23 protein-coding genes are annotated in these 26,350 nt (G+C 65.5%); 7 read left to right on the top strand and 16 right to left on the bottom strand.

Translation table 11 applies throughout. The features are described from left to right. The first annotated feature begins 81 nt into the window (after positions 1 to 81). Positions 82 to 1,317 (top strand): MgtC/SapB family protein, encoded by a 1,236-nt coding sequence (locus tag ACYVGK_RS09310; protein ID WP_460733083.1) that lies wholly within the window; start codon positions 82 to 84, stop codon positions 1,315 to 1,317. 124 nt (positions 1,318 to 1,441) lie between these two features. On the opposite strand, the gene azu is transcribed toward ACYVGK_RS09310, so the two are convergent. From azu to ACYVGK_RS09295, 3 genes are all read right to left on the bottom strand, one after another. Beyond that, entirely contained in the window at positions 1,442 to 1,897 is a 456-nt protein-coding gene (gene azu / locus ACYVGK_RS09305) for an azurin (protein ID WP_460733082.1), read from the bottom strand. 162 nt (positions 1,898 to 2,059) lie between these two features. Continuing rightward, positions 2,060 to 2,272 carry a twin transmembrane helix small protein gene (locus tag ACYVGK_RS09300; protein ID WP_460733081.1) on the bottom strand — a complete coding sequence of 71 codons (213 nt, stop codon included), beginning with the start codon at positions 2,270 to 2,272 and terminating at the stop codon, positions 2,060 to 2,062. Next, the gene (locus ACYVGK_RS09295) at positions 2,269 to 2,622 is read right to left on the bottom strand and encodes a hypothetical protein (RefSeq protein ID WP_460733080.1); all 354 of its coding nucleotides are present in this window, start codon (positions 2,620 to 2,622) and stop codon (positions 2,269 to 2,271) included. The genes ACYVGK_RS09300 and ACYVGK_RS09295 overlap by 4 nt, the downstream gene beginning before the upstream one ends. Positions 2,623 to 2,914: 292 nt before the next feature. Between ACYVGK_RS09295 and ACYVGK_RS09290 the strand changes: the two genes are divergently transcribed. Continuing rightward, positions 2,915 to 4,324, top strand: coding sequence for an aminotransferase-like domain-containing protein (locus tag ACYVGK_RS09290; protein WP_460733079.1), 1,410 nt, complete (start codon positions 2,915 to 2,917; stop codon positions 4,322 to 4,324). A 13-nt stretch (positions 4,325 to 4,337) separates the two neighbouring features. Here the strand turns inward: ACYVGK_RS09290 and ACYVGK_RS09285 are convergent, their stop codons facing one another. Together ACYVGK_RS09285 and ACYVGK_RS09280 are read right to left on the bottom strand one after the other, a co-directional pair. Next, the gene (locus ACYVGK_RS09285; RefSeq protein WP_460733078.1) at positions 4,338 to 5,537 is read right to left on the bottom strand and encodes an MFS transporter; all 1,200 of its coding nucleotides are present in this window, start codon (positions 5,535 to 5,537) and stop codon (positions 4,338 to 4,340) included. 83 nt (positions 5,538 to 5,620) lie between these two features. Next, positions 5,621 to 6,061: an FHA domain-containing protein gene (locus ACYVGK_RS09280; RefSeq protein WP_460733077.1), complete on the bottom strand. Its 441-nt coding sequence runs from the start codon at positions 6,059 to 6,061 to the stop codon at positions 5,621 to 5,623. Positions 6,062 to 6,180: 119 nt separating this feature from the next. Between ACYVGK_RS09280 and ACYVGK_RS09275 the strand changes: the two genes are divergently transcribed. Further along, positions 6,181 to 7,629 (top strand): FGGY family carbohydrate kinase, encoded by a 1,449-nt coding sequence (locus ACYVGK_RS09275; protein ID WP_460733076.1) that lies wholly within the window; start codon positions 6,181 to 6,183, stop codon positions 7,627 to 7,629. A 200-nt stretch (positions 7,630 to 7,829) separates the two neighbouring features. Here the strand turns inward: ACYVGK_RS09275 and ACYVGK_RS09270 are convergent, their stop codons facing one another. The 5 genes from ACYVGK_RS09270 to ACYVGK_RS09250 form a co-directional block, all read right to left on the bottom strand. Beyond that, entirely contained in the window at positions 7,830 to 9,680 is a 1,851-nt protein-coding gene (locus ACYVGK_RS09270; RefSeq protein ID WP_460733075.1) for a M56 family metallopeptidase, read from the bottom strand. Then, positions 9,673 to 10,062: a BlaI/MecI/CopY family transcriptional regulator gene (locus ACYVGK_RS09265; protein WP_460733074.1), complete on the bottom strand. Its 390-nt coding sequence runs from the start codon at positions 10,060 to 10,062 to the stop codon at positions 9,673 to 9,675. Before ACYVGK_RS09265 ends, ACYVGK_RS09270 begins: the two co-directional genes overlap by 8 nt. A 190-nt stretch (positions 10,063 to 10,252) precedes the next feature. Beyond that, a complete protein-coding gene (locus tag ACYVGK_RS09260; protein WP_460733073.1) occupies positions 10,253 to 10,669 on the bottom strand; it encodes a DUF6691 family protein in 417 nt (138 codons plus the stop codon). Position 10,670: 1 nt separating this feature from the next. Beyond that, a complete protein-coding gene (locus ACYVGK_RS09255; RefSeq protein WP_460733072.1) occupies positions 10,671 to 11,087 on the bottom strand; it encodes a YeeE/YedE family protein in 417 nt (138 codons plus the stop codon). Then, positions 11,084 to 11,551 carry a helix-turn-helix domain-containing protein gene (locus ACYVGK_RS09250; RefSeq protein WP_460733071.1) on the bottom strand — a complete coding sequence of 156 codons (468 nt, stop codon included), beginning with the start codon at positions 11,549 to 11,551 and terminating at the stop codon, positions 11,084 to 11,086. The genes ACYVGK_RS09255 and ACYVGK_RS09250 overlap by 4 nt, the downstream gene beginning before the upstream one ends. A 77-nt stretch (positions 11,552 to 11,628) precedes the next feature. Here ACYVGK_RS09250 and ACYVGK_RS09245 point away from each other — a divergent pair, with 77 nt between their 5' ends. The 4 genes from ACYVGK_RS09245 (at position 11,629) to ACYVGK_RS09230 (ending at position 16,301) form a co-directional block, all read left to right on the top strand. Further along, complete coding sequence (locus tag ACYVGK_RS09245) at positions 11,629 to 12,486, top strand: class I SAM-dependent methyltransferase (protein ID WP_460733070.1); 858 nt, start codon at positions 11,629 to 11,631, stop codon at positions 12,484 to 12,486. 373 nt (positions 12,487 to 12,859) lie between these two features. Next, positions 12,860 to 13,444: a hypothetical protein gene (locus ACYVGK_RS09240; RefSeq protein WP_460733069.1), complete on the top strand. Its 585-nt coding sequence runs from the start codon at positions 12,860 to 12,862 to the stop codon at positions 13,442 to 13,444. Next, complete coding sequence (locus tag ACYVGK_RS09235) at positions 13,444 to 14,217, top strand: hypothetical protein (RefSeq protein ID WP_460733068.1); 774 nt, start codon at positions 13,444 to 13,446, stop codon at positions 14,215 to 14,217. Before ACYVGK_RS09240 ends, ACYVGK_RS09235 begins: the two co-directional genes overlap by 1 nt. Then, on the top strand, positions 14,214 to 16,301 hold the full coding sequence (locus ACYVGK_RS09230) for an AarF/UbiB family protein (RefSeq protein WP_460733067.1): 2,088 nt from the start codon (positions 14,214 to 14,216) through the stop codon (positions 16,299 to 16,301). The genes ACYVGK_RS09235 and ACYVGK_RS09230 overlap by 4 nt, the downstream gene beginning before the upstream one ends. A gap of 101 nt (positions 16,302 to 16,402) precedes the next feature. Here the strand turns inward: ACYVGK_RS09230 and ACYVGK_RS09225 are convergent, their stop codons facing one another. From ACYVGK_RS09225 to ACYVGK_RS09200, 6 genes are read right to left on the bottom strand one after another with little or no spacing between them, the layout of a single operon-like run. Next, positions 16,403 to 17,839 (bottom strand): glycoside hydrolase family 47 protein, encoded by a 1,437-nt coding sequence (locus tag ACYVGK_RS09225; RefSeq protein ID WP_460733066.1) that lies wholly within the window; start codon positions 17,837 to 17,839, stop codon positions 16,403 to 16,405. Beyond that, entirely contained in the window at positions 17,836 to 19,125 is a 1,290-nt protein-coding gene (locus tag ACYVGK_RS09220; RefSeq protein WP_460733065.1) for an AGE family epimerase/isomerase, read from the bottom strand. Before ACYVGK_RS09220 ends, ACYVGK_RS09225 begins: the two co-directional genes overlap by 4 nt. Next, entirely contained in the window at positions 19,122 to 21,818 is a 2,697-nt protein-coding gene (locus tag ACYVGK_RS09215) for a beta-mannosidase (RefSeq protein WP_460733064.1), read from the bottom strand. The genes ACYVGK_RS09220 and ACYVGK_RS09215 overlap by 4 nt, the downstream gene beginning before the upstream one ends. Further along, the gene (gene nagA / locus ACYVGK_RS09210; RefSeq protein ID WP_460733063.1) at positions 21,815 to 22,951 is read right to left on the bottom strand and encodes an N-acetylglucosamine-6-phosphate deacetylase; all 1,137 of its coding nucleotides are present in this window, start codon (positions 22,949 to 22,951) and stop codon (positions 21,815 to 21,817) included. Before nagA ends, ACYVGK_RS09215 begins: the two co-directional genes overlap by 4 nt. Continuing rightward, a complete protein-coding gene (locus tag ACYVGK_RS09205) occupies positions 22,948 to 23,982 on the bottom strand; it encodes an SIS domain-containing protein (protein ID WP_460733062.1) in 1,035 nt (344 codons plus the stop codon). Before ACYVGK_RS09205 ends, nagA begins: the two co-directional genes overlap by 4 nt. Next, on the bottom strand, positions 23,979 to 26,306 hold the full coding sequence (locus ACYVGK_RS09200; RefSeq protein WP_460733061.1) for a family 20 glycosylhydrolase: 2,328 nt from the start codon (positions 26,304 to 26,306) through the stop codon (positions 23,979 to 23,981). The genes ACYVGK_RS09205 and ACYVGK_RS09200 overlap by 4 nt, the downstream gene beginning before the upstream one ends. Positions 26,307 to 26,350 lie beyond the last annotated feature (44 nt).

The following is a 26,350-nucleotide window of genomic DNA, read 5'->3' as shown; positions in this document are numbered from 1 at the left end:
GCGCGTGTAGCGGCTGTCGATCCAAATCGGGGCACTCCGTAGCGACTTGCGTGGCCTGATCGGCAGGCGGAAGCTGTGGCGATGGTCGGCATAGATGAACTGCGGGGTCTTGCCGTCGCTTTGGGCATTGGCCTGCTGGTCGGCATCGAACGCGAGCGCCGCGCGAGGGAGCGCGCAGAGCGCCGTGCGGCCGGCGTACGCACGTTCGCGCTGATCGCGCTGGCGGGTGCGATAGCGGAGCGGCTGGGCGCTGTGGGTGTCGCCATAGCGGGTGGTTTCGTAGCGCTGGCAGCGCTGGCGAGCTATCGCAACAGTCGTGCCGACGAGCCGGGATTGACTACGGAAGTCGCGATGCTGGTGGTGTTCCTGCTCGGCGTGCTGGCGATGCGTGAAGTCGTGCTGGCCGCCGGACTGGGCGTGGCCGTTGCGTTGTTGCTCGCGGCGAAGTCGCGCGTGCATCGCTTCGTCAGCACGGTGCTGACCGAGCAGGAGCTGCACGATGCGCTGCTACTCGCCGCTGCGGCGGCGATCGTGCTGCCGCTGTTGCCGGACCGCGTCATCGATCCCTGGCACGTGCTTAATCCTTACAAGCTGTGGCTGCTGGCCGTGATCATCATGACGATCACCGCCGCCGGACATGTCGCGTTGCGTGCGTTTGGGGCACGCACAGGTCTGTTGCTGGCCGGGCTGGCCGGCGGTTTCGCCTCGAGCACCGCGACGATTGCAAGCATGGGCGCGCGCGCGAAGAAGAACCCGGAACTGGCGATGGCGTGCGCGGGTGCGGGCGTGGTGTCGAATGTAAGCACGGTGGTGCAGCTGGCGGTGATTTCCGGTGCCCTGTCGCCGCCGCTGCTGCGTGCAATGTGGCCCGCGATCGTTGCCGCAGGTGCCGTGATCGTGGTGTTCGCGTTGGCTGTGACTTGGGCCTCGCGGCGGGTGGAGGTTCATGACACGCAACTGGTGGGACGGCCCTTCGAGCCGAAGCACGTGCTTGTCTTCATCGCGATCGTGGCGACGGTGATGCTGCTGTCGGGGGCGATGCTCGCGTGCTTGGGGGACGCCGCGCTGGAATGGACGCTCGCGGCTTCGGGTATCGCTGATGTGCATGCCGCAACCGCAACCGCCGCGCAGTTGGTGGCCGTGGGACGCATCGACGCGGCAGCTGCAGTGCCCGGTGTCGCTTTGGCCTTTGCGGCAAATTCGACGATGAAGCTGGTGCTGGCGTTTGCCACCGGAGGCCGCGCTTATGCGCTGCGTGTGATGCCGGGAGTGGTGGGGATGGTGGTGGCGTTTTGGGCGGTGGTCTGGTGGTTCTAGATGGTTCGGGGTGTCGCGAAAGCTGCCCCTCATCCGTCCTGCGGGCCCTTCTCCCCGCCCAGCGGGGAGAAGGGCAAGACTTTGCGAAACAACCCAGGATGAGGGCCGGTACGTCGACGACGAACTATTTCGTCACCACCAGCTTCCCCTTCATCAACGCCACGTGCCCTGGAAACGAGCAGAAGAAGCTGTAGTCGCCGCCGGCCTTGAGTTTGGTGCCCGCAAACGAGGTCTTCGTACTCGCACCACCACCGACTACCGACGTCGCGGCAATTACTTTCGGATCGCCCTTGGGTACGTAGCCCGCGGCCACGCCAGCCTTCATGCCCGCGGCCGTGATTGCATTGATGTCCGCTGTCTGAGCGATAACAGCGTTGTGGCCCATCACCTGCGCAGTCAGCTTGCCGATGTGCGTGAGTTCGATAGTGATCTTCGGGCACGACGCCGACACCGTCGCGGTCTTCAGGTCGTACTGCATCGCATCGTTGCCCTTGAGCTTCACCGTGCAGTTGGAAGCGGCGTGCACGGGTGCGATGCCGGCTGCAGCAAACAGGAGCAGAACCTTCGAAACGGATTTCATGTGGAAACTCCGGCAATGGAAGGCAGACGGGTCTGTTGGGCGGGCTTCGCTTGGATTGAAACGCGATGACGCCCGACGGCAAGGATAGTGCGGAGCACTTCACGCGAGGTGACGATGAAGCCAGTGCCGCCCCGGGTGCGATCTCATGAAACCCGCCAGCGCTCAGGGATGACTGCCCACCCCATGCGGCTCGATGTAGCCGGTCGCGATCCCCGCGGCCACCAGCAGGATCAACACCACCGACAGCGCGATGCGCTTGGTCAACGCGTTCACGGTGCGCTTGGTGGTGCCCATGTCGACGAGCATGTAGTACAGCCCAGCGCCCAGGTTGTAGAGGATCAGTCCGAGGAAGGCGACGATCACCAGCGTTTTCATGACAGCGATCCAGTGGCCGTAGCGGCCGCAGGGGGAGAAGAGGGAAGGGTGCGCAGCCAGCGCCAGCGGACCACCAGGGCCACGGTGACCACCAGCAGGAACAACCCGTAGGCCACCGAAGTCGCGAGCACCTGCTGCCACATGTGACCGAAGGTCGGATCGGCGTTGGCCATGCTCCAGTACATGCCAATGGCCGCGGCTACCAATGCCAGCAGCAGGCTGGCCGAATCGAACAGCGTGCGCGCCAATCCGCGCGGACGGCGCGGGTAGATCCAGAACAGCACCGCCAGGATCGTGAACCAGGGCAGGAACAGGATCAGGGCCAGATTGAGCTCGACCAGGGGGTTCATGGGTGGGCAATGCGGAGCGGGGAGATGGCCGCCATCCTATGCGGACCGTATCAGCCGTCCTAGAATCACAATCGGAGAAAAAAACCGTATCAGATGGATTGATAGGGACGCGCCACATCCCCTCACCCTGCTTCGCTGCGCGAAGCGGTCCCTCTCCCCGCAAGCGGGGCGAGGGAAAACAGCCTGGCAGCTTCGACCCGCCCATGCTTTCTCCCTCGCCCCGCTTGCGGGGAGAGGGACAGCGTTGCGAAGCAACGCAGGGTGAGGGGCCGGGACCGCAGCAGGACAAACCATGAAACGCTACGAAGCCCTAGCCGAAGACATCGCCCGCTCCATCCGCGCCGGCCTGCTCAAACCGGGCGAGCGGCTGCCTTCCGTGCGTCAGGCCAGCACCGCCCGCAAGCTCAGTCCCGCGACCATCTTCCAGGCCTACTACCGCCTCGAAGCCCAGGGGCTGATCGAATCTCGAGCCCGCTCCGGCTACTACGTCACCCGTGCGGCCACGGCGTTGCCGCCCGAACCGGAGACGGCCTCGTGCCCCGACGGCGAATCGCGCGAAGTCGACGTCAGCGAACTCGTATTCGAAGTCCTGCAGTCGGCGATGACGCGCGACGTCGCGCCGCTCGGCTCGGCCTTCATGAGCCCGCTGCATTTCCCGCTGGATCGCATCGGTCGCGCGATGGCCACCGCCGCGCAGCATCTCGATCCGTGGAGCACCGTCGACGACCTCACCCCCGGCAACGCCGCTCTGCGCCGGCAGATTGCGCTGCGTTACCTGATCGACGGCATGGACATCGGTGTCGACGAAATCGTCATCACCAACGGGGCGCTGGAAGCTCTCAATCTCTGCATCGCCGCAGTGACCAAACCCGGCGATGCCGTGGTGGTGGAGTCGCCATGCTTCTATGCCTGCCTGCAATCGCTGGAACGCAACGGCCTGCGTGCCATCGAGGTGCCCACGCACCCGCGCGACGGCATCGACCTCGATGCGCTGGAAACCGCGATTGCCCGCCACGGCCCGCGCGCCTGCTGGCTGATGCCCACGTTCCAGAATCCGCTCGGCAGCACCATGCCGGAGGAGCGCAAACGCGCACTCGTCGAACTGCTCGCCCGGCACGAAATCCCGCTGGTCGAAGACGACGTCTACGCCGAGCTGCATTTCGCGGCCAAACGGGCGGTACCCGCTAAGGCCTTCGATCGCGACGGTGGCGTGATGCATTGCAGCTCGTTCTCCAAGAGCCTGGCCCCCGGCTACCGCATCGGCTGGGTGGCCGCCGGCCGTCATGCGAAAGACATCGCACGCCGCAAGCTCACCACCACGCTCAATACCAACGTGCCGGCGCAGATCGCCATCGCGAAGCATCTGGAGCGCGGCGGCTTCGATCGTCATCTGCGCCGTCTGCGTCGCACCCTGGCGGAACAGCAGGCGCAGTACATCGCCGCGATCGCCGATGCGTTTCCGAAAGGCACACGCGTCACCCGACCCGCAGGTGGTTACTTCCTCTGGCTGGAACTGCCCGAAGGTGCCGATGCATTGAAACTGCAGCGTCGCGCCACACAACAAGGAATCAGCATCGCCCCGGGACCGATGTTTTCGGCGAGTCGCGGCTTCGCGAATTGCATCCGTCTCAACTGCGGGCATCCGCTCGACGGGCGGATCGAAGTGGCGCTGAAGACGTTGGGGAAACTGGCGGAGAAGTGATCGCCCGCCAGCTTCAGTCGACGGGTTTGACCCGCCGAAACACGGCGAGCAAAGCCAGGTCGTAGGCGATCTTCAACGTCCCACACAACAACAGTGGCGCCACGAGATAGCCCGCGGCGAGCATGGCCCCGCTCAAGGACGGACTCAGCGCCGCGGCCAGGCTGCGAGGCACCAGTGTGAACCCCGCGGCGGCCACGCGTTCCGGCGGGGAAACCACGGACATGACATAGGCCGAGCGCGTCGGAACATCCATCTGCGACAACAACGAGCGCAGCAACAGCAATCCCAGCGCGATTTCCAGCGTCGGGGCGAACGCGGCCCCGATCAGTGCCAGGCTCGATGGTATGTGCGTGAACACCATGGTGTTGAGCAGGCCGATGCGGCGGGCAATCCAAGGTGCCGCAAGTTGCGACAGCGCCGTCAGCAGGCCCGCCCAGAAGAAAAAGCTGCCAGCCGCAGCCAGTGACAGATCGAAGCGCTTGAACAGCCACAAGGCGAGCAGTGACTGCACCAGCAGGCCGCCGGCGAATGCGTCCACGGAAAACAGCATCGCCAGCTTCACGACGATGGGTCGCGATTTGCCCAGAGCCGCTGAAGGTTGACTCACTACCTGATCCGGACCCGGCAACTTACGGTAAAGCAGCCAGATGACAACGCCGGCACAGGCATACGCACCGAACATGAAGCGCATCGCCGCGAGCATATCGATGCCAGATTTGCCCAGCTGCTCCGGAAGTGCCGCAACCAGCGAGCCTACGGCCGCGCAAAGGGCACCTATCAGGCTGTAACGGGCGAACAACCGTGTTCGTTGCTCACCTTCGGCGGCATGCGCCAGGCGCGCATGTTCGAGCGGCAGGAAAACGCTCACGTCGCCCGAACTCGGATTCAGAGTCCCGACAAAGGCGACGACGAGCAACGGCCAGAAATCCGAAAGCAGGGCAAAGGCCAGGCCGGTCAGCCCCATCAGGATGGCCGCGATCCGCAGCAGGTACGCGCCATGCAAGCGATGGCCCCACGTGCCCACCAGCAGAGTCATCAATGCGGAACCCAGCAACGTCGCCGTACTAAGCAGGCCTACGTGCACGATTTCCAGGCCCAGACCCAGCAGGTAGGCCGGCAGCAACACCGCGACGTAGCCGTCGACGAACGCGCGAATCCCACGCCCCAGCAACAGGAGCCTTGCTTCCCGGCCGTGATCGGCGGATGCGTTCAAGGGAGTCGGCTGCCAAGAACAGGTCCCGGCATCTTAGCCGCGGTTCGTCGCCGCGCCGTTCTCTCAGCTCAACCGTGGTGCGCCTAGCGGAACCAGCCTGCGGCAAAAGCCACCAGCACGCCGACCGCTACCAGTGCAGCCACTACCCACGGCCATTTGGACGAGCCCGTCGCATTCCGTCGCGAAGCCTGACCCGCACCGTCCGTTGCCGAGCGGGGCAGCGCGCCAATGCGGAAGCGCAGCTCGTCGAACGCGATCTCATCGCCTACCCGGGCAACGGCCAGCGTGATCCGCTGCCCATTGAGGAAGCTGCCATTGGTGGACTTCAGATCCTCGACTTCGATCCCATAATCAAGCGGCCGCAGCTTCGCGTGCTGTCGCGAGATGCCACGATTGTCGAGAACGATGTCGCACTCCGGCGCCCGCCCGACCATGGTCGGCGCCAGCAGGTGATAGCTGCGGCCGAAGACGGCGCCGGTCACGCCACGGAGTACGTATTCGGGGTCCGAAAGATTGCTGCTCATGGGTTGCGACGAACTGAGGTGGCCGGACGTTAGCAAGGGCTTATTTTGGCCACAAGCGCGCTTGTCGCTATCGGTGCAATTGATGCGCCAGGCGGCGTGACGTAGTGCACCATATCCCCATGGATCGGAGCCCGTTGTCACTCGCGCTTGATCAGGGAGGCAGCGCCAGCCGCGCGCTGGTGTTCGATGGCGAAGGCCATGAGCTGGCATCGGCACGGGTCGAAGTCGCGGATCATCGGCCGCAGCCCGGATGGGTCGAGCAGGATCCGGATGCGGTCGTCGATTCGCTACGGCAGGTGGCCGAAGCGGCCGTGATGCAACTCGATGCGGAGCAACGCGGGCGGGTTCAAGCCTGTGGCCTGAGTTGCCAACGTTCCAGTCTGGTCTGCTGGGACCGCGATAGCGGTATCGCCTTGTCGCCGATCCTCAGCTGGCAGGACACCCGCGCGGCGCAATGGCTGGCCGACCGGGCGCTGGATGTCGAAGCGATCCGTGCCACGAGCGGTCTGTACCCGAATGCGCATTTCGGCCTCAGCAAGATCCGCTGGTGCCTGGATCACCTCGAGGCGGTGAAGCAGGCGGCCGGAAGCGGACGCCTGATCATCGGGTCGCTGGCGGCCTTCCTCGCTTTCCGGTTGCTGGAGCAGCGGCCCCGCCTGGTCGATCCGGCTAACGCTTCGCGCACCCTGCTGTTCGATCTGACGCGCGGTGACTGGAATCGCGAGTTGCTGGAACGTTTCGGCATCGATCGGCGTTGGCTACCCGATATCGCGCGCAGCGATGCCGCGTTCGGAGATCTGGTCATCACGCTTGAGGGCATGCCTTCGTTGCGTTTGCCCATGCGCCTGCTCAGCGGCGATCAGTCGACGGCAGCGTTTGCCTACGGCGAACCGCGCGCTGAAGCGGCCTATCTCAATGTCGGCACCGGCGCCTTCGTCTATCGCCTGGCCTCGCAGGCATTACCACCAGCGAGACTGCTCCGCAGCGTGATCCATTGGAGCGAAGCACCGCAGTACGTGTTTGAAGGCACAGTCAACGGGGCCGGTTCCGCGCTCGCATGGTTTGCGCAGCGACACGGCATTGCCGATATCGCCGCGACACTCGAGGAACAGTGGGTGGACGGCGTTGTGGGCGAAACCCTGTTCTTGAACGGCATCGGCGGACTCGGCTCACCCGACTGGCGTCCGGGCTTCGAATCGCGCTTCATCGACGAGGCAACGACACAGCAGCAACTCATCGCGGTTGCCGAAAGCATCGTGTTCCTGATCCAGCGCAACCTCGGCTTGCTCCAGGACATCGGCGAGCCGTGCGCCTACGTGCTGATCAGCGGGGGGCTTTCGCATTCGGACCGGCTGTGCCAGTGCCTGAGCAACCTGAGCGGTCTGCCCGTGCGCCGGCCGGGGCAATGCGAAGCCTCGGCGCGCGGCAGCGCTTTTCTTCTCGCCGGGCGCCCGGCTAGTTGGGCGCAGTTGCCGGAACAGCGGTTCGAGCCGCGACATGATCCGGCGCTGCTGGTGCGTTATCGGCGTTGGAGCGAATGCATGGAAACGGCATTGCTCGCTCAATAGGGAACGTCGAACAACATCGTCATTCCGGCGAACGCCGGGATCCAGCCTTTGATACATGACGAAGAGCTGGATCCCGGCGTTCGCCGGGATGACGATGCTTATGTATCAGCGCTCCCTGGTTTGGCAGACAAACAGCAAAACGCCCGGCACCACATCGTGGATTCCGGGCGCTCGCTTTGATCGGGAAGCGAAGTGCGCGACTACCGCGTCGGCGCAACCACCGGCGCTGGCTTGGCCAACCCTTTCGCCAGCGCTTCGCTAACCAGCGCACTTAGTTCGCGTTCGGCCTGCTCCGTGACCTTTTCATGTTTCGCGCCCAGGGCTTCCATCTGCTTGCCCAGCGCTTCCAGCGGTTTGCTGGCGCTCTCCATTTCCTTGGATAGGGCTTCCATCGGCGCGGTGCTGGCTTCGAGACGCTTGGCTTCCGCTTCCAGAATCGCGGCATGGCGATCCTGCTGGCTTGCCAGCGCGTCCTGCTTCGCCGAGAGCGCGTCCTGTTCACGCGAGAGGCGTTGCTGCTGTTCGGTGTCGTTCTGCGCGTCGAGTTGCTGCCCCGCGAGATCCAGCTGCTGGCGCGCGAGGGCCGCTTGCTGGCGAGCCAGATCGACCGCTGCGCGCTGCGCTGCCTGACTTTCCGCAGACAACTCGTGTTCCGGCGACAATTCCTGCATGCGCGTGCCCAGTGCTTCCATCTTCTTGCTGTGCACCTGCATCTGGCCGCTGAGTGCTTCCATTTGCTGACCGATTGCTTCCGCCTCGCGCCACGACTCACGGGCGCGGGTGAGCATGGCCGGATCGGTCACCACGTAGTTCTTGCCGCCGCGGTTTGCCCAGAGATAGTCACCTGGTGCGTAGTGCTTCGCGGCCTTGATCGCCGGAAGATCGTCGGTCGAGCCCCACAGCATGATGCTGTCGCCATCGGTAGGCACATAGGCGAAAGACTCGTGCTGAGGCTTGCTCAGATGCACGTGCTGCTTCACGGCCTCCTTGACCACCGGTTGCTTGACGCTGGCGGCGGCAGCCACCGTCTGCTGCTGCGGACGCGTGGTTTGCGCATAGGTGAAGGTAGCGATGCACGCCGCGGCCAGGCCTAGCAGCGGGAACACGATGCGGGCGCTGGGGTGGGCGCGACGGGTAGGGCGAATCAGTTGTTCGATACGGGACATGAGTTGGCCTCCGCGCGCGGCTTGCGCAAGGTGCAGGGTGGGGTGGGTGCGGGGAATTTCGGAGAGTTCGTACAGCGCGACGGCAAGCCGGCGCGGTGCGCAGACGACTTCGGCGGCAAGCTGGTCGGCGATCTGTTCGCGTTCGGCGCGGATGCGGCGCGACAGCCACCACGTGACCGGGTGGTAGAAGAGCAGCGCTTCGACCGCGTTCTGCAGCAGGTTGACCAGATAGTCGTGGCGACGGATGTGGGCTAGCTCGTGAGCGAGCAGGGCTTCGATCAGGTCCGTCGGCATGCGGGTGAGCAGCCCCACCGGCAGCAGTACGACCGGGCGCCACCAGCCCGCCGAGACAGGTGTGTCGAGGTTGTCGACCAGGCGAAGTGCGACACCGCGGCTCAAGCCGAAGTGCACGGCTATCGCATCCAGGCGCGACTGCCACGTTGCCTGCAGTTCGCCTTGCGGTGTGTTGCGAAGGCGCTGGATCCACACCAAGCCCATCGCAATCCGCAGCGACATGACGCTTGCTCCGGCGGCCCAAAGCGCAACGATCCAGGGCAGGTAGGCGTTGTATTTCTCTGACGCTGGCACGAAGCCGAACAACGCGCCATGCGCCTGCGGTGCAGCGATTACCAACGGCGCGGCGTGCGCTGCACCGAAGAGCGGTTCGGGCGATGCCGCCGCGAGTTGCACGATGAAGGTCCCAAGCGGAGCGAGCACGCAGGCAAGCAGGGCGAAGCAGGCAGCCGCGTAGCGGACCTGCGGTCGAGCAGCACGCAACGCCTGCAGCGCCAGCGCGGCTAGCGAACCAATCAGCACGCCTTGCCACAGGAAATGCAAAAGCGCATGACCGAGCGCGGTCATGAGGGTCGCGGGGAACTCAGTCATCGTGGTCCTCCTTGAGGAAACGCTTGATCTCGTCGCGCTCTTTGTCGGTGACATGGCTGCTCAATGCAGCGAGCACCAGATCCTTGCCGGAGCCGGCGAAGGCCTTCTGGATCAGATCGCGGAGCAGGTTGGTCTGCAGCGCATCCTGGGCATGCGCAGCGGCGTATACATGCGAGCGCTGGCTCTCGTCGCGGCTCAGCAGTCCCTTGCCGTGCATCACCTGCATCAGGCGCAGCACGGTGGCGTAGGTGACGTCGGAACGTTCGCGCTGACGTTCGGCGTGGACGTCCTTTACGGTCGACGGCCCCAGGCGCCAGATGACGCGCAGCAGGTCGAGCTCGGCAGCGGTCGGCTTGGGGGGCTTGGCGGGTTTGATTGGCATCGGCAGTCGCGAATCGTGGCGATGGCCTACCGTAGGACATCTAGACTTTCTTGTCTAGACCATTTTGTCTATGACTGAAGTCATGGTCCCGAGGTGCTTTCCGAATACCAGGACTGGCCGGCTCGACGCGCATCCGCCGCCTGAGACGCAATTGTCTTGCGTTCGCCCAGCGCCACTCAAGAGTGATGCATTACCGGCGCGCGACTGCTCGATGCAGCAGCATGCCGCCGGCCATCGCGGGCACGAACCACAACGCCTCTACCGAGCCGACCCCGAGCCCGGCCAGCGCCGGACCCGGACAGTAGCCGGCGATGCCCCAGCCGATGCCGAACAGCGCCGCGCCGCCCAGCAGTTGCCGATCAATATGGCGCAGGCTGGAAACCTGGAACGTTTCCGCCAGCACCGGGCTTCCGCGACGCAGGACGATGCGGAACAGCAGCATGGTGGTAGCCACGGCGCCCGCAAGCACGAACAGCAGCGTCGGATCGAAGGCGCCGAACAAATCGAGGAAGCCCAGCACGCGGCGCGCGTCGGTCATGCCCGACATCGCGAGACCGAGTCCGAAGAGGGCGCCCGCAGCGAGCGCGGCAATCGCATAGCGCTTCATCTCAGCTCCAGACGTGGCGGATGAGGAAGGTGGTAACGATTGCAGTCGCCATGAACGTCACAACGGCAACGAGCGAGCGCAGCGACAACCGCCCGAGCCCGCACACGCCGTGGCCGCTGGTGCAGCCGCTGCCCATGCGCGTGCCGAAGCCGACGAGCAGGCCGGCGAGTACGAGTCCCGCGCGGGAGAAGTCGGTCCGGAGTTGAGGCGCGTCAGGCATGAAGGCGATGTAGAGCCCCGCAGCGATGATCAGCCCGATCAGGAATGCTGCGCGCCAGGCGGTGTCGTGTGGCTTTGGCAGCAACACACCGCCGAAGATTCCGCTGATTCCGGCAACCCGCCCGTTGAGCCAGAGCAGCAGGGTCGCTGCCAGACCGATCAGCACGCCGCCCATCAGGGCCGTGATCCACTGCGTCATCGCTTGCCTCCCGCGTTTGCCAGCTTCGCCAGGCCGGCTCGTCGTTGCGGTTGCGTCTTTCCACGCTCGCCGATCGCACCGTGGGCGGATGCTTTCAGGATGCGGCGGAAGGTAGGGCATTCCATATGGCTCGGTGCACGACATGCCGCGGCGTGGAGCAGGCCGTCGCGCATCGCGCCGAGTTTGCGGATCGTCTTGTCCAGTTCTTCCGCCTTGGCTACGAGCAGCTTCCGGTCGATGCGCGGCTGCCCGTCCGCGAACATGCGTGCGATCTCATCGAGCGAAAAGCCTGCGGAGCGTCCCAGCGCGATCATGGCGAGCCGTTCCAGCACTTCCGGATCGAAGACCCGGCGCAGGCCGCGCCTGCCGATGGAGCTGATCAGCCCTTTTTCCTCGTAGAACCGCAGCGTCGAGGCGGCGATGCCGGAGCGTTGCGCGACCTCGGCGATGTCCAGTTCCCTCATCCGCTTGACCTCAAGTCGACTTGAAGTTGCACAGTGCGCTTCCCGGATCTACAAGACAAGCGAAAGGGAGACACCTCATGGCCGCAAAACCGGCTTTTGATGAGCAGGGCAATCTGTGGAATGGCCCCGCTGGGCATGCCTGGGTCGATCGGCAGGAATTGCTCGACCTGCTGTTTACCCCGTTCGAGCAGCGATTGGTCGAAGCGGTATCTGCCGCATCCGCCAAGCGGGTGCTCGATGTAGGCTGCGGGACCGGAAGCACTACGCTCGCCATAGCGCGGAAGCTTGGCGCGAGGGGGCATTGCACCGGCGTCGATATTTCGGAGCCGATGATCGCGATGGCCCGGAACCGGGCCGAGCACGAAGGCTCAACGGCCACTTTCACCTGCGACGACGCGCAGACACACGCGTTTGCACCGGCGGCTTTCGACATGATCGTGTCGCGCTTCGGGGTCATGTTCTTCGACGATTCCGTGCGTGCCTTCGCCAATCTGCGGCAGGCCGCGAGCGAGGGGGCGGAGCTGCGCTGCATTGTCTGGCGCAGCGCAGCGGAAAACCCCTTCATGACGACCGCCGAGCGCGCCGCCGCGCCGCTGCTGCCTAACCTTCCCGCGCGTCAGCCAGGTGGGCCGGGGCAGTTCGCTTTCGCGGACCGCGATCGCGTGTGCGGTCTGTTGGATGAAGCTGGCTGGGCGCAGATCGACGTGCAGCCGATCGATGTGATCTGCTCGTTTCCCGAAAGCCAACTGGTGTCCTATGTGAGCCGGCTTGGCCCGGTGGGCCTGACGCTTCAGCAGACCGATGAACCATTGCGGACGCGGGTCATCGAGACGGTGCGGGCCGCTTTCGAGCCCTTCGTGATCGGAAGCGAAGTCCGGCTCACCGCGGCATGCTGGATGGTTGCCGCCCGGACGCCCGGGCGGGCCTCGCGGTAATTCGCCTCGTTCGGTGCCGGTTTCCCTTTGAACGACGAAAAATGGGCCAGTGGAGCCTCGGTCCGCTGCGCTGCAATGCGGATACCGTCATTCACGTTGGCACCAGTACTCGCATCAACCTGTGCCCTTTAGGTCCCTCCGGGACGGCGGTGCATGACAACGATGCCCCACCGGTACTGCATACGTGCGCGCGGCACCGATGCTCAACACGCCGGGGCGTCAACGACTGACCGATCGACTGCGGCGTTTTGCGTCCATTTGTTTGTGTCGGTGCAGTCCATCCACCGGACGCGACGAATTCACGCAGCAAAGCTGGCCGCGCGGTTCGGCGAGTGTCCCGCCACGACGGGCCGGCTCCCACGAAGGAGGATGTATGGACAAGAGAAAAGGATTTACGCGCAAGGACTTCCTGATCAAGGACCTGGCTGTGAGCATCGGCGGTGGAACCCGCGGTGGTACGTGGATGCCCGGCCCTGACGATGAAACACCTCCGTCGCCGATTTCTCCGATCGCCAGCGTGCTTGTTCACATTGGACTGATCGAAGCGGTGCGTGGTGCAACCATCGAAGCGGTGAAAACCAGGCAGTTCGACGAAGTGGCCCGCGCCTTCGTGGCTGGTGGTACCGAAGGCAATCCGATCATCCGCAATGCGATCCATGACATCGGCGCGGCGGTAGTGGCAAGCGCTGCCTATTCGGCGCTGGGCTCCTCGGTGGGCATGCCGGCGGACGGACCTGATTGCGGCACGTCGCTGGAGCATATTCCGCCGACGCTCACGCCGGTCGTGCACGAGGGCTACATCGTGCACCGTGTCACCGAGCTGCCACGGCTGAAGCAGCAGCTGGCACAGGCGGTGGCATACATCGATAGGGCCGCTGCCGCCCAGGCTCCGCGCAACGAAGAAGCGCCCGTGCTTCGCAAGCAGCTCCAAGGTGCATTAGAGAGCTTGCCCGGCTGATGGCCTCACGTTGTGTGACTGGGCGGATCGCCCGGCTGTCGCTGGCCGCCGTGCAGATGGCGGCCAGCGCCGGCCCGTCCGAACCGGCCGCGCTGGCGCGGTGGCTGTACCGCTTCGGCAGCCTGCCGCGTGCACCAGCGCATGAGCGTGACTTTGGCCCCGATGACGAACCCTTGGCGGTGCTCGGCCTGTCGCGCGGTGGCGCCACGCGCTTGCGCCTGGAAGCGGCCTACGAGGCGAGTTCGATAGCGGGCTGGTACTCCTTCGCGCGCGCTGGGCAGCCGGTGCAATGGGCTGCAGCCTGCAAGCTCTATGTCAGTCCGCGGCCCGCCGCACTGCCGGATGCCTTCGCGCACATCGTCGACGCGTTCATCAAGGCCGAGGTGCGTTCGTTCAAAGTCGGGCGCGGGATCGAAGGACTGCTGCGGCCGGACAAGCTCATTGCCTATTTCGATGAGCCGGACCAGATGTCCGAGGTCGCGCAGGTGCTGAAGCGACAATTGCGTGGTTGTCCGGTCCAGGGTGTGCCATTCACTTACGAACTTGGCGGTGACGGACTGCTGTCCAGTGGCGTCGATCCACCGCTGGGAAATGTGGCTTCCAGCTGGCGCTCGTGGGTTACGGCACGTCTCGCCAGCGCCTTGATTGCGAGGCGTCAGACTGCGCCGGCCAACATCGTGGCCGCGGTGCTCGATGACTTGTGTGCGGCCGGCATCGACACCACGCGCTGGCAGGCGGATCCCGTTGCGTTCGCCGAGCCGGTGCCTGCATGAGTGCGATCGCGCTTGACGTCGCAAATACGCGCTTCATCCTGCCGCCGGATGCCAAGGTGCTGCCGGTGTCCGAACTGTCGGCGCGCGCGCGCTCCCGCATCGGAGCACAAGCCGAAGGCCAGGCCGTCGTCACACGGCAGGGCTTTCGCGTTGCCACGCGACTGATCCCGCCGGCGCTGGCCGAACTGCTCGGCGAGTTCCGCGAACCCAGCCGGTTGACCGACGCGGTCCTGCGCTTTTCCCAGGCCCAGGGTGAAGACCCGCAGGCATTGCTCGACGTGGCATTCGATGCATTGGCCACGCTGGTCGAGGCTCGCTTCCTGGTGCCGGAAGACGCACCGGAAGCCGCCGTGCCCGAACCGAGCCTGGTGGCGGGACAAGAATTCGCGGGCTTCGAGATCGAGGCGTCCGTGCGTTCGCTGGACGATTCGGAAGTCTTCCGTGCGCGTGCTGCCGACGGGCAGACAGTGGCGCTGAAGATCGCCCGCGATGACCGGTTGGATATCCACGCGGTTCTGGTCCATGAGGCGCAGATGCTACGGCGGCTTGATGGTCGCGACAGCCCAGCATTGCACGCACACGGCGTCCATGCCGGTCGTGCCTTCCTGGCCATGGAGTGGTGCAGCGGTGTCTCGATCGGTGTTGCGGCGCAGACGCTTCGCGCCGCGCGCGACAGGCCACGCCTGCATGCGCTGGTGACCCACTTGCTGCAAGCCTATGGCCGACTGCACGGGTGCGGCGTGCTGCACGGCGACATCCATCCCGGCAACTGCCTGGTTCGCGACGACGGCCGTATCGTCATCCTCGATTTCGGGCATGCGCGTGCGATCGCCGACGTGTCCTCGGACACCGACATCACCCGCACCGGCATTCCGCAATTCCACGATCCCCAGATGGCCCGGGCATTGCTGGACGGCGCGCTCACGCCGGCGGCTACTCCGGCGTCGGAGCAGTTCGCGATTGCGACATTGGCCTACCTCCTTCTGACCGGACTGCATCCGATCGATTCCTCCGCCGTACGCGACGACCTGCTGGGCCGCATCGCCGAACGGCCACCGCTACCGTTCGCGGCGCGGGGAGTTCCCGCGTGGCCGGCGGTCGAACAGGTGCTGCGTCGCGCGTTGGCCAACGAGCCCGATCGGCGCTTCGCGGACGTCGGCGAGATGGCGCACGCATTCGCCAGGAGTGATGCCACCGATCAGCGCTGGCGTCCTTCTTCACCGCCACCTGGCGCGCCCGAACAGGCGTTCGCAGCGGCCGTCGAGAGCGTGCGCAGCCTGGAGCCGATCGAACGCTTCCGTCGCGACCAGGCCTGGTTTGCCCTGCGTGCCGCTCTGGCCATGGATGATGCGGAATTGCTCGCAGCGGCCGACTTGCTGGCCGCACGCGCGACTCGAGGCTGGGACACCTGCGTGGTGAGTGCCGCGCTGGCGCAGGCGCGCTCGGACGTTCGTGCCGAAGGCAGGGCGATAACCGCGTTCCTTGCAGGTGCCGATGACATTGGCGATGGATTGCAGCTGGCGTTGCTCGCGGCGTCGCGAATTCTCCAAGGAGCATCGGCGCACTGCACGGAAGTCGCAGGGCTGATCGCGTGGAGCACGGAAGCCGTCGAGCATCTGTTGCCTGCCGAGCCGCATTCGGCATCGGGACGATCCTTGGCCGATCCGTCGTATGTGCTGGCCACGCTTGCGTTGGCCAGGACCGATCGCGTGCCGATGCCGCCCGCGCTCGCGCCAAGCCTGGAAGCCTTGGCTCGTGACAGACGGGGCGGTGTACAGCTATGGGCGCTGGCGCACGATGTATTCGCCGATGAGCGCTACCGGGCGCTCGCCTTGTCGGCCAGGTTGCCCAAGTCGCCGTTGATGCGAGGTTTCGCGCTGCTGCGACGCTATCAGTTGACCGGCGAACGCCGGTTCCTCGTTCCGGCGCGACGCGCGGCGGACGCTTCTGCCGAGAACGGGTTGCCCGACGCGGCTACGGCACTGTTGGTGGCCGAACTGCATGCACCGGAGACGGCGGCGGCACCACCGTTCCAAGGCTTCTTCGGCGTTCCCTTGCGATGGGCGCCATCGCTGCGGCGCTAGCAACTGTCAGCCCCTTTTCGATCCCTGCACACAAGGAAAGGAAGTGCATGAAGCAAAAGCCCCGCCTGAAGCGGGGCTCTTGCTTGTTCGTCGCGCGCTGACTATTTGGCAGCGGCGACCTTCTTTAGCGGGTGCGCTTCGGTATTGAGCACCACGCTGTCGAGATCCAGCGCATCGCTGGGCGCGAACAGCAGCCAGTAGTACTTGAAGGTCTCCGCCATCACGAAGCTCTCCATGCTGTCTTCCTGCTGCTTGGTGATCACGCTCTTGAGCGCGGCGTAGCCGGCATCGGTACGACAGTGGCGCACGAAGTCGGCGAACATCTGCGCGCCCATCGCGCGCCAGCGCGGGTCGCCTTCGAGGCGGTGCAGGTACCAGGCGGATTCGACGATTTCCGGGCGCAGCGGGTAGCCGGCGCTGGCGACTTCCATCTTGCTGTAATCCAGTGCCTCGGGTTCGATGCCGTGCAGCTGCCACATGCGGAAGCCGGAATCCTGCAGGCGCGCGGCACGCTTGATGTCGCCCGAATAGGCGAGCAGGCCGGGCAGGAACGCGTCGAGCGCACCGTACTGCGTGCGCGTGCGCTTGCCGGTGTGCAGGTCGGCATGGCCGTACCACAGCCCGCCGTCGACTTCGTCGGCGAGGTACTTGTTCATCGGGCCGATGCTGGCATTCCACATGTCCAGGCAGTCGCGGTCATCGAACAGTTTCCAGCACTTCCACAGGTACTCGTAGTACGAATCGATGCCGCCGCCGACGTGCGCGGTAGTGCCGGTCCACTTGCCGGTGGTGACGTCGATGGCATCGCCGACCAGGCCGACTTCGGAGCTGCGCTTGTAGGTTTCCACCAGTGCGCGCTTGGCTTTGTCGTAGTAGATCTGCTTGCCGGTGAGGCGGGCGAGGGTGCCGTATTCGAGCAGCAGGGTGCCGGTCTCGGCCGGGTTGCTGATCTTGCCGCGGGTCTTGCCGGTGCGCAGGTTGATGTCGACCCACGGCAGCCCGGTCGGCGAATTGAATGCCGGCAGCATGCGCGTGCCCAGATCGTCGGCGAGCGCGAGCAGTCGCTTGTCGCCGGTGAGCTGATAGCCCGAGAGCAACCCGCCGAGCAGGCGGATGGTGATCTCGAAGTGCTTGACGTAGATGTCCTTGTCGAAGGACAGCTTGGTGGCGATCAGTTCGCGTGCTTCGTTCGCCTCCTTGTCGAGGCCAAGCATCGTCAGGGTGTCGAGTGCATCGACCGGTGTCATCAGCAGCGATTCGCTGTACCAGTCGTGGTAGCCCTTGCTCAGTGGTGCGAGGTCGTCATGGCCCCAGGCGTAGGTGCGATAGCCCTGCCAGGCATGCTGGGCTTCGGCGCGGACCTGCGCGGCGAGCTTGGCGCTGGCGGCTTCATCGACCGTGGCCGGCGCGGTCGAAGTGGCGGCGGGCGCCGGCTTGGCTTCGGTGGCGACCGGTGCCTTGCCGTTGTCGGCGCAGGCGCCAACCAGCAGTGTCAGGGAAAGCGAGAGGGCGAAGCTCGCGTTACGCAGCGACTTCATGCTGTCACCTCCTGCGCGCGCAGCACCCGCAGCACGTCATGGCACGCGCCCATGGTGTGATAGTCGACCTTCCCGGCCGGGCTCTTCTCGTCGCTGTACTTGTGGTTCTTGCGATCGAGGATGCGGAACCACGCGCCGTACTGGTGATCAATCATGTGCTGCCACGCGTAATTCCACAGGCGGTCGTACCAGCGCCAGTAATTCGCATCGTCGGTGGCGATGGCCAGGCGAGCGGCGGTGGCGAGCGATTCGGCCTGCACCCAGAAGTACTTGTCGTCATCGCAGACGAAGTTGATGCCGTCGGGTAGCGCCGGGCCGTCGATGTCCTTGCGCAGCTTCTCGGGCGCGAAGCCGTACACCAGGCCGCCAAACTCTTCGTCCCACGAAGCGACGACGGCGCGATCGAACAATTCCTTCGCACGCGGCACCAGCCAGTCTGCGGGCGTACCGGCCGCGCGAAGGTGGCCGTCGATGATCAGCAGCAGCTTCGACCACTCGGTCTGGTGACCGGGTTGGAAGCCCCACGGTCGGAACAGATGCTTGGGATCGTCGCGGTGGTAGTCGGTGTCGGCTTGCCAGTTGCGGTCGTAGTGTTCCCACACCAGTCCATCGCATTGCGCGGCCTGGCGACGGGTCATGTTGTCGGCCAGCTGCAGCGCACGTTGCAGGTAGCGCGTTTCACCGCTCGCTTCGTACGCGGCGAGCATGGCTTCGCACATGTGCATGTTGGCGTTCTGGCCGCGATAGCCGGAGAACTGCCAGTCGCGCGTGGCTTCATCTCGGTACAGGCCGAACTCCGGTTCCCAGTAGCGCTGCTCAAGCAGGTTCCAGGTTTCATCCATCCATGCGCGCGCTTCGTCGATGCCTGCGCTCACGGCGATGGAGTAGGCGAGCAGCACGAAGGCGGCGCCGTAGCAGTGCTGGGTGGTGTCTTCGGGCTCGCCGTCGCGCAGCGTCCAGAAGTAGCCGCCGGAGACCGGATCGCGGTGCTTGTCGCGCAGGTAGCGCAGGCCGTGGCGCGCGGCGTCGAGGTATTCGGCGCGCAGCCTCGCGTCGTCCTTGCCGAATTCGTTGGCCGCGGTGCTGTAGTTGAAGACGAAGCGCGTGCTGCTGACCAGATGGCGATGGCTGGCGTCGTAGACGCTGCCGTCGTCGCGGAAGTAGTGGAAGAAGCCGCCGGCCGCGTCGATGCAGCGCGGGTGATAGAAGGCCATCGTCCGGCGCACGTGGTCGCGCAGGAAGGCCGGACTGCGGAAGTCCGGGGCGGGCGGTGCGGTCGTCGTCATGGTCTGCCTTGGTCGGTCCGGGTCAGCGGTGCGGGAACGGCGACGGGCGCGAGGGCATCCTGCAGCGAGCGCACATGCAGCGCCTTCCGCAGGGCGTCCAGAGAGGTCTTCGACGTCACCCGCAGCGACCGGCGTTCGCCGGGGAGCAGGGTCAGGGCGTTGTCCTCGATCTGCGCTTCGACACCATTTAGATCGATCCAAATTTCGCACGCGAACCGGTCGGCGGCAAGCTCCAGGCGGAAATAGTCGCCCTCGGGGCGCAGGGTGGCCGTCAGCCCCGGGGCCGGCAGGTGCAGCGCGCCGGGTTGGGCGAAGTAGACGACGCCGCGCGAGCCGGGCTCGCCCGGGACGGCCAGGTCGTAGACCGCGATCGTTCGCGTGGGGTCGGCCGCTCCGAGCAGGCTGGCATCCGCCGATGCTTCGACTTGGGTCGCAGCCAGTGCTGCCAGCGCGAGCGGACGACGCTCGTCGCGCAGGACCGTGCCATCGACGATGTCGAGCACGCGCAGACGGAGTTCGCCTTGCAGCACGGTGGTGCGATCATTCAAGGCCGTTACGGTGGTGACCCCATCCTTGCGCAGCGCGGCGATCGCCACCGGCGCGAAGAATCGCTTCGCGTGGTACTGCAGCGCCTTCCAGCGTCCGAAGTAATCGACGCTCGACCAAGACGCGCCCGGCCACACATCGTTGAGCTGCCAGTACATCGTGCCCATCGTGTGCGGCCGGCTGGCGCGGTGGTGCAGGCCGGCGATTTCGATGCCCTGGGCCTGCATGACCTGGCTGAGGTAAACGAAATCGTCGAAATAGCGGCCGTCGAAGTTCGCACCACCGAAGCGCATGCGGATGTACTCGAGCACACGCTCGTTGCCCTTACCGGCGAGGAATTTCTGGTGCGCGACGATCAACGGATCGTCGATGGGGAGTACGCCATCACCGGCGAAGGCGCGCACGGTGTCCATGCCCGGCCACGCCTGCAGTCCGTATTCCGAAGCGAAGCGCGGCTGCACGTCCATGTAGGCCTCGACCGGTTTGCGCCCGACCCAGACGTCCCAGTAGTGCATGTCGCCGTTGTTGGGATCGTTGGCTTTCGCAGCCAGATCGTTGCTGGGCGAACTCGACCAGTACGGAACGCCACCGCCTTCCTTCGCCACGACCTCACGCAGATCGGTGCCGAACAACTGCACGTAGCCATTCCACACCTGCGCCGCGAAGGCGGGATCGGCTGCCGTCAGTTCCTTGCCTTGGCCCCAATCCTTCCACGCGGTCTCTTCCTCGTTGTTGCCATTCCAGATCACGAGGCTGGGGTGGTCGCGCAGGCGACGTACCTGGTCGTGGGCTTCGGCAATGACGTTGGCGCGGAAGTCGGCGTCGTAGGCGGGCTGCATGCCGCCGCCGAACATGAAGTCCTGCCATACCAGCAGGCCCAGTTCGTCGGCGATGTCGAAGTAGGCGTCGCTTTCGTAGTAACCGCCGCCCCAGTTGCGCACCATGTTCATGTTGGCGTCGCGTGCGGCGGTGAGGACCTGGCGGATGCGGGCAGTGTCCACGCGCGGCGCGAAGGCGTCGAACGGGATCACGTTGGCGCCCTTGGCGAAAACGGGAATGCCGTTGATGACGAAGGCCATGCCCTGGCCGCTCGCATCGCGATCGCGGCGCAGTTCGACGCTGCGCAGGCCGGTGCGCTTTTCCGCGGTGGCCAGAGTTTTGTGGTTCGCCTCGACCTTCACCGTGAAGCGATACAGCGCCTGTGGGCCGTAACCCACAGGGAACCAGCGCTGCGGCTTCGCGATATGCAGCGGGACGGTGATGTCGTTGGAGCCGGCGGTCAGTTCGACCGTTTCGCTCGCCGCATCGATGCGCTTTCCGGAAGGCGTGACGTAACCGATACGCACCATGGCCGTGCCACTACGCACCGCATCGACGCGAACCTCCGCCTGCAGCTCCGCCGCTTCGGCATCCACGTGCGTCTGCGCGACATGAAAATCGTCGATACGCGCGTCATCCCAGCTTTCCAGCCGCACCGGCTTCCACACGCCGGCCGTCACGTAACGCGGCCCCCAATCCCAACCGTAGTGATAACCGGGCTTGCGCGCGAAGTTGGCGGTGAGCACGTCCTTCGGCTCGTCGCCGTAGGGCGAGGGGTAATTGCCGGCGATGCGATGCGGCATCGCCTGCACCTTCGGCAGCAGCGTACTGATCGGCGAACGGAAGACCACCCGCAGCGTGTTGCCGTGCGCTCGCAACCTGCCCTGGACCGGCACCCGCCAGGTGCGGAACGCGTTATTGGCGGACAGTAGACGTTCGCCGTTGAGCCAGATCTCGGCGAAGGTATCGAGCCCGTCGAAGACGAGGTCGGTGCGCGGATTGCGCAGGGTCTGTTCGTCGGCGTCGAAGTGGCGCTGGTATTCCCAATCGCCCAGACCGATCCACTGCAGGCCGGATTCGGGCGCACCGACATAGGGATCGACGATCAGCTTGTTCGCGAGCAGATCGGTGTGGACCGTGCCCGGCACTGTCGCCGCCCGCCATTGCGTAGTCTCGGCGTGCGAAGCGGCTTCTGCGTTTCCGGGTGCGAGCCGGAACTGCCAGGCGCCGCCCAGATTGTGCGAAACCGGCGCCGCCTGGGCATTGCTGGCGAGGAGGCCGAAGCCGGTGAGTGCGAGGGCACGAAACCAGCGTTCGGCCGCACTCATGCGGAAACTCCGCCGATGATCACTCGCTTCAATGCCAGATCCGGATCGAGTACGACGAAATCGGCCCGCTGTCCCGCCGCAATCCGACCGCGATCGGGTAGGCCGAGGAACTGCGCGGGGTACGTCGCCGCCATGCGTGCGGCTTCGTCCAGCGGAAGGCCCAGCGACTGCACGGTGTTGCGCACCGCGCTGGTCATGTCGAGTGCCGAACCCGCGAGCGAGCCCGCGGCATTCACGCAGCGCCCGTTCTCCACCGTGATTGCCTGTCCGTAGAGCGAGAATTCCGGCGATGCGGCACCTACCGGCGGCATCGCATCGGTGACCAGGAACACCTTGCCGCGCGGCTTGGCCGCGAGTGCAACGCGGAAACTCGCCGGGTGCGCGTGGAAGTTGTCGACGATGATCCCGCACCAGCTGTTCGCATCTTCGAGCGCCGCGCCGACCACGCCGGGCGCGCGCCCGGTCAAGGGCGTCATCGCGTTGTAGAGATGGGTGAAGCCGGTGACGCCGGCATCCAGCGCTGCGCGGGTCTGCTCGTAGGTGGCTGCGGTGTGGCCCGCGCAGACGACTACGCCGCGTGCGACCAATGCGCGGATCGCCTCAGGCGAGACGCGATCCGGTGCGAGCGTCAGCAGGGTGCGGCCATGACGCAGCGAGGCGGCAAGTTCGATCGCGGCTTCGTCCGGAATGACGAACTTGCCGGCGTCATGCGCGCCGTGGCGCTCCGGTGCCAGGAACGGGCCTTCCAGATGAATGCCGATCACGCCCGGCACGCCTTGTTCGATCGCCGCATCTACGGCCGCGATGGCGGCGCGCATGACCTCGAAGTCGTCGCTGATCAGCGTGGGGAGGAAGCCAGTGGTGCCGTAGCGCCGGTGCGCCGCACCGATCGTGGCGATGGTGTCGACGGTCGGTGCATCGTTGAACAGCACACCGCCACCGCCATTGACCTGGCAATCGATAAAGCCGGGCAACAGGAAGCCGCCCGCGAGATCGACTTGCTTGGCCTCGGCAACGCGCGGGTCATCAGTGGACACGATGGCCTGGATCCGGCCGGCTTCGACCAGCACGGCGCGATCATCCGTGAAACCGTCGTCGAGCAGCACGCGTGCATTGAGCAGGGCTTGGGTCATAGCGTGCGGGTGACCTTGTTCAAATGCGGAGGACGATCGGGATCGTAACCGCGGGCCAGCGAGAGCGCATTGGCCGCGCGGTAGAAACTGAGCACCGTGGCCAGTGGCGCACAGGCAGGATGCGGCACCGACGCGACCGGCAGCGCGTCCGGCCAATCCGTGCCTTCGGCGGCGAGCCACACGTGGGCGCCGCGGTTGCGGAACTCGTCGGCCAGTTCGACCGTGCCGGCGAACGAGCCGTCCTGTTGTGCGAAGACGAGCACCGGAAACTCCGGACCCACCAGCGCCATTGGGCCGTGCCGCACTTCCGCGGCGCTGAAGGCTTCGGCATGCAGACCGCAGGTCTCCTTGAGCTTGAGCGCCGCTTCCTGCGCAGCGCCAAGACCCAGGCCGCGCCCGACGACGAACAGGTTGCGGGCGTCCTTCAAGCCATGGACCAGCGGCGACCAGTCGAGCGCCCACGCGTTGCTCAGCATGTCCGGCAACGCACGTGCTGCCGACAGCAGCGCCGGATCCTCGTCGCAATGCGCGACCAGATGCAGCAGCGCCGACAACGTGCACAGATAACTCTTGGTCGCCGCGACGCTGGTTTCGGCGCCGGCACGCAGCGGCACGACAGTGTCGGCAAGCGCCGCCAGCGGCGAATCCTCCACGTTAACCAGCGCGACGACTCGCGCACCGGCACGCTTGGCGGCTTCGACATTTCGCAGCAGGTCGGGGCTGGCGCCGGATTGCGAGATGGCCAGGTACAACGCGCCGGCAAGACGCGGCTCGGCGGCGTAGATCGAGTGCACCGAAGGCGAAGCCGAGGCGGTGACCAGGCCGAGGCGGGTTTCGATCAGGTACTTGCCGAACGTGGCCGCATGATCGGAACTGCCGCGCGCCGCGGTAACGACGAAAGCCGGCGGGTTGCGCCGCAGGTCGTCGGCGAGCCGCGCCAGTACATCGTCATTGGCGCGCAGTTGGGCGGAAATGACCGAAGGCGACTGCGCGGCTTCGGCGAACATACGGGTGTTTTCGAACACCGTCATCGGGTATGGCTCCACCAAGCAGCAGGGACTTCGGTCGCCGCCTGTCCATTGAACGAATAGGTAAGACGCAGTGCACGACCGCCGCCGCCCTGGAAGTAACGCAGCGCTACCGGATGCAGTCCGGCCGCCAGTGCCACGCTGCCAGCGGTGTCGCCGGGCGATCGCGGCCCATCGCGATCAACGACGACTTCATCGCCGATGCGCAGCACGCTGCCGTCGTCCGAGCGCAGCGTGAAGCGGTAGATGCCGTCCTGCGGTACGCGCAGATAGCCATCGAAGAGCAAGCCGAATGAGAGTTCGCGCGCATTCGCTGGGATGCCGACATCGGTGGCGATGTCTTCGCGTGCGATCGCTTGCGCTTCCAAGCCCGCGATATCGGCGACATCGCCTTCGACATAGCGCTGACGCAGGCCGGGTTGCAACTTCTTCTCGGCAACCACGGCCGGTGATTGCAGTTGCGCACGCCGATAGCGCGCGCTGGCCACGGGACTGGTTCGTCCGCTGGTCGTGAAGGCGCGTGCGCTGATGACGGTGCCGACATCGGTCAGGGGCAGCTGGATGGGGCCCTCGTAGCGCGGTGACTGGGCACTGGGTTCGCTGCCATCCAGCGTATAGCGGATCACGGCGCCGGGCAGGGCGCTGTGCAGCTGCAGGGACGCGCTGTCGTGTAGGCTGAGCACATCGGTCTCCAAACCTTCGACACCGGGCACGCGGTAATTCACATCGAAGCGATCCAGCGTCGCGAGTTGTGCCGGCAGGCGGCGCTCGAAGCCCGCCCAATCGCGCGCTGCCTGCGGCGACCACAGCACTTCCGTCATCGCCAGCGCCCGCGGCCAGAGCATGTATTCGACGTCGTCGGGCGTCTTCAGATATTCGGTCCAGACATTGGCCTGCCCGCCGAGGATGTGGCGCGCCTGTTCCGGCGTGAGTGTGGCCGGTACCGGTTCGAACTCGTACACGCGCGACAGCGGAAGATTGCCGCCTATGCAGATCGGCTCACGTGCCGGATCGCCCTGGCAGTAATCGAAATAGGCGTAGTCGGTCGGCGACATGATCACGTCGTGGCCGCGCTGCGCCGCTTCGATTCCACCGGCCATACCCCGCCAGGACATCACGGTCGCGGTGGGCGAGGGGGCGCCATCGAGGATCTCGTCCCAGCCGATGATGCGGCGGCCTTTGGCATTCACGAAGGCTTCGATACGACGCAGGAACCAGCCTTGCAATGCATGCTCGTTCGCCAGCTTTTCGCGCTGGATGATCGACTGCGCCAGCGGGCTTTGTTCCCAGCGGGTGGTCGGTGCTTCATCGCCGCCCAGATGCAGGTACTTCGACGGGAACAGCGCCATCACTTCGCCCAGCACATTCTGCACGAAGGCGAAGCTCTGCTCGCTCGGGCACAGGATGTTGTCGTCGATGCCCCAGGTCGTGCGCACTTCGAACGGCCCGGGCGTGCAAGCCAACTCCGGGTAGGCGGCGAGTGCCGCAACGGTGTGACCCGGGATGTCTATTTCCGGAATGACTTCGATGTGGCGCTGCCTGGCGTACGCGACGACTTCGCGCACCTGCTGCTGCGTGTAGTAACCGCCGTAGGGCTGGCCGTCGCCGACGTAGGTGTCGCTGTAGTGGCCCTTTACGGTTTCCTTGCGATTCGCACCGATTTCAGTGAGGCGCGGATAGCGCTTGATCTCCAGTCGCCAGCCCTGGTCGTCGGTGAGATGCCAGTGGAAGACGTTGAACTTGTAGCGTGCCATCAGGTCGAGCTGACGCTTGATGTCCGCGACCGGAACCATGTGCCGCGCGACGTCGAGATGCAGGCCGCGGTAGTGGAAGCGGGGTACGTCCTCGATGCGCACCGCAGCAATGCCGTCGCTCGAGGTACCCGGAACTGCAAGTTGGCGCAGCGTCTGCAGGCCGTAGAAGAGGCCGGTCGCCGAAGCCGCTTCGATCGAGATTCCACGGGAGTCGATCTGCAGCGTGTACGACTCCGGATTCGCCTGCTGTGTCTTCACCAGAGTCAGTCGCACATCGGCAGACTTGCCGGCGCCCGCCGCGGACACTTTGGCATCCCAGGCCTCGCGCAGAACATTCGTGGTCAGCTCCTTCAATTCGCGTAGCTGCGCGCCGCGCGCGCCGGAGATGCCCAGGGTGATGTCCGGTGCGGGTACGTAGTTCCCTTGCAGGGGCTGCACCGATGCAGGCATCGGGACCAGTACGTCGCTAGCGACGATAGGGGCTGCAGCGGCGTGCATGCAGGACAGAGCCAAGGCAAGGGTCAGCGCCGCGTATTGCACGCGGCGACGCGCGGAGTTGTTCCCCTTCGTCACGCTGCTTCTCTCTCGAATGAGTGGCCGGTGGGCGCCCTCGACCC

It is taken from the genome of Lysobacter tyrosinilyticus, assembly GCF_054779815.1.
The sequence above is the reverse complement of the archived record's forward strand: the minus strand, read 5'-3'. Positions and strand labels throughout refer to the sequence as shown.

What these genes read in the sequence shown, in the direction of transcription:
- ACYVGK_RS09295 (WP_460733080.1), bottom strand. Translation starts at nt 2,622, where the DNA reads ATGAACCCCCTGGTCGAGCTCAATCTGGCCCTGATCCTGTTCCTGCCC.
- ACYVGK_RS09270 (WP_460733075.1), bottom strand. Translation starts at nt 9,680, where the DNA reads ATGACTGAGTTCCCCGCGACCCTCATGACCGCGCTCGGTCATGCGCTT.
- ACYVGK_RS09240 (WP_460733069.1), top strand. Translation starts at nt 12,860, where the DNA reads ATGGACAAGAGAAAAGGATTTACGCGCAAGGACTTCCTGATCAAGGAC.
- ACYVGK_RS09300 (WP_460733081.1), bottom strand. Translation starts at nt 2,272, where the DNA reads ATGAAAACGCTGGTGATCGTCGCCTTCCTCGGACTGATCCTCTACAAC.
- ACYVGK_RS09255 (WP_460733072.1), bottom strand. Translation starts at nt 11,087, where the DNA reads ATGACGCAGTGGATCACGGCCCTGATGGGCGGCGTGCTGATCGGTCTG.
- ACYVGK_RS09275 (WP_460733076.1), top strand. Translation starts at nt 6,181, where the DNA reads ATGGATCGGAGCCCGTTGTCACTCGCGCTTGATCAGGGAGGCAGCGCC.
- ACYVGK_RS09260 (WP_460733073.1), bottom strand. Translation starts at nt 10,669, where the DNA reads ATGAAGCGCTATGCGATTGCCGCGCTCGCTGCGGGCGCCCTCTTCGGA.
- ACYVGK_RS09235 (WP_460733068.1), top strand. Translation starts at nt 13,444, where the DNA reads ATGGCCTCACGTTGTGTGACTGGGCGGATCGCCCGGCTGTCGCTGGCC.
- ACYVGK_RS09290 (WP_460733079.1), top strand. Translation starts at nt 2,915, where the DNA reads ATGAAACGCTACGAAGCCCTAGCCGAAGACATCGCCCGCTCCATCCGC.
- ACYVGK_RS09245 (WP_460733070.1), top strand. Translation starts at nt 11,629, where the DNA reads ATGGCCGCAAAACCGGCTTTTGATGAGCAGGGCAATCTGTGGAATGGC.
- ACYVGK_RS09230 (WP_460733067.1), top strand. Translation starts at nt 14,214, where the DNA reads ATGAGTGCGATCGCGCTTGACGTCGCAAATACGCGCTTCATCCTGCCG.
- nagA (WP_460733063.1), bottom strand. Translation starts at nt 22,951, where the DNA reads ATGACCCAAGCCCTGCTCAATGCACGCGTGCTGCTCGACGACGGTTTC.
- ACYVGK_RS09250 (WP_460733071.1), bottom strand. Translation starts at nt 11,551, where the DNA reads ATGAGGGAACTGGACATCGCCGAGGTCGCGCAACGCTCCGGCATCGCC.
- azu (WP_460733082.1), bottom strand. Translation starts at nt 1,897, where the DNA reads ATGAAATCCGTTTCGAAGGTTCTGCTCCTGTTTGCTGCAGCCGGCATC.
- ACYVGK_RS09280 (WP_460733077.1), bottom strand. Translation starts at nt 6,061, where the DNA reads ATGAGCAGCAATCTTTCGGACCCCGAATACGTACTCCGTGGCGTGACC.
- ACYVGK_RS09265 (WP_460733074.1), bottom strand. Translation starts at nt 10,062, where the DNA reads ATGCCAATCAAACCCGCCAAGCCCCCCAAGCCGACCGCTGCCGAGCTC.
- ACYVGK_RS09215 (WP_460733064.1), bottom strand. Translation starts at nt 21,818, where the DNA reads ATGAGTGCGGCCGAACGCTGGTTTCGTGCCCTCGCACTCACCGGCTTC.
- ACYVGK_RS09205 (WP_460733062.1), bottom strand. Translation starts at nt 23,982, where the DNA reads ATGACGGTGTTCGAAAACACCCGTATGTTCGCCGAAGCCGCGCAGTCG.
- ACYVGK_RS09310 (WP_460733083.1), top strand. Translation starts at nt 82, where the DNA reads ATGGTCGGCATAGATGAACTGCGGGGTCTTGCCGTCGCTTTGGGCATT.
- ACYVGK_RS09225 (WP_460733066.1), bottom strand. Translation starts at nt 17,839, where the DNA reads ATGAAGTCGCTGCGTAACGCGAGCTTCGCCCTCTCGCTTTCCCTGACA.
- ACYVGK_RS09220 (WP_460733065.1), bottom strand. Translation starts at nt 19,125, where the DNA reads ATGACGACGACCGCACCGCCCGCCCCGGACTTCCGCAGTCCGGCCTTC.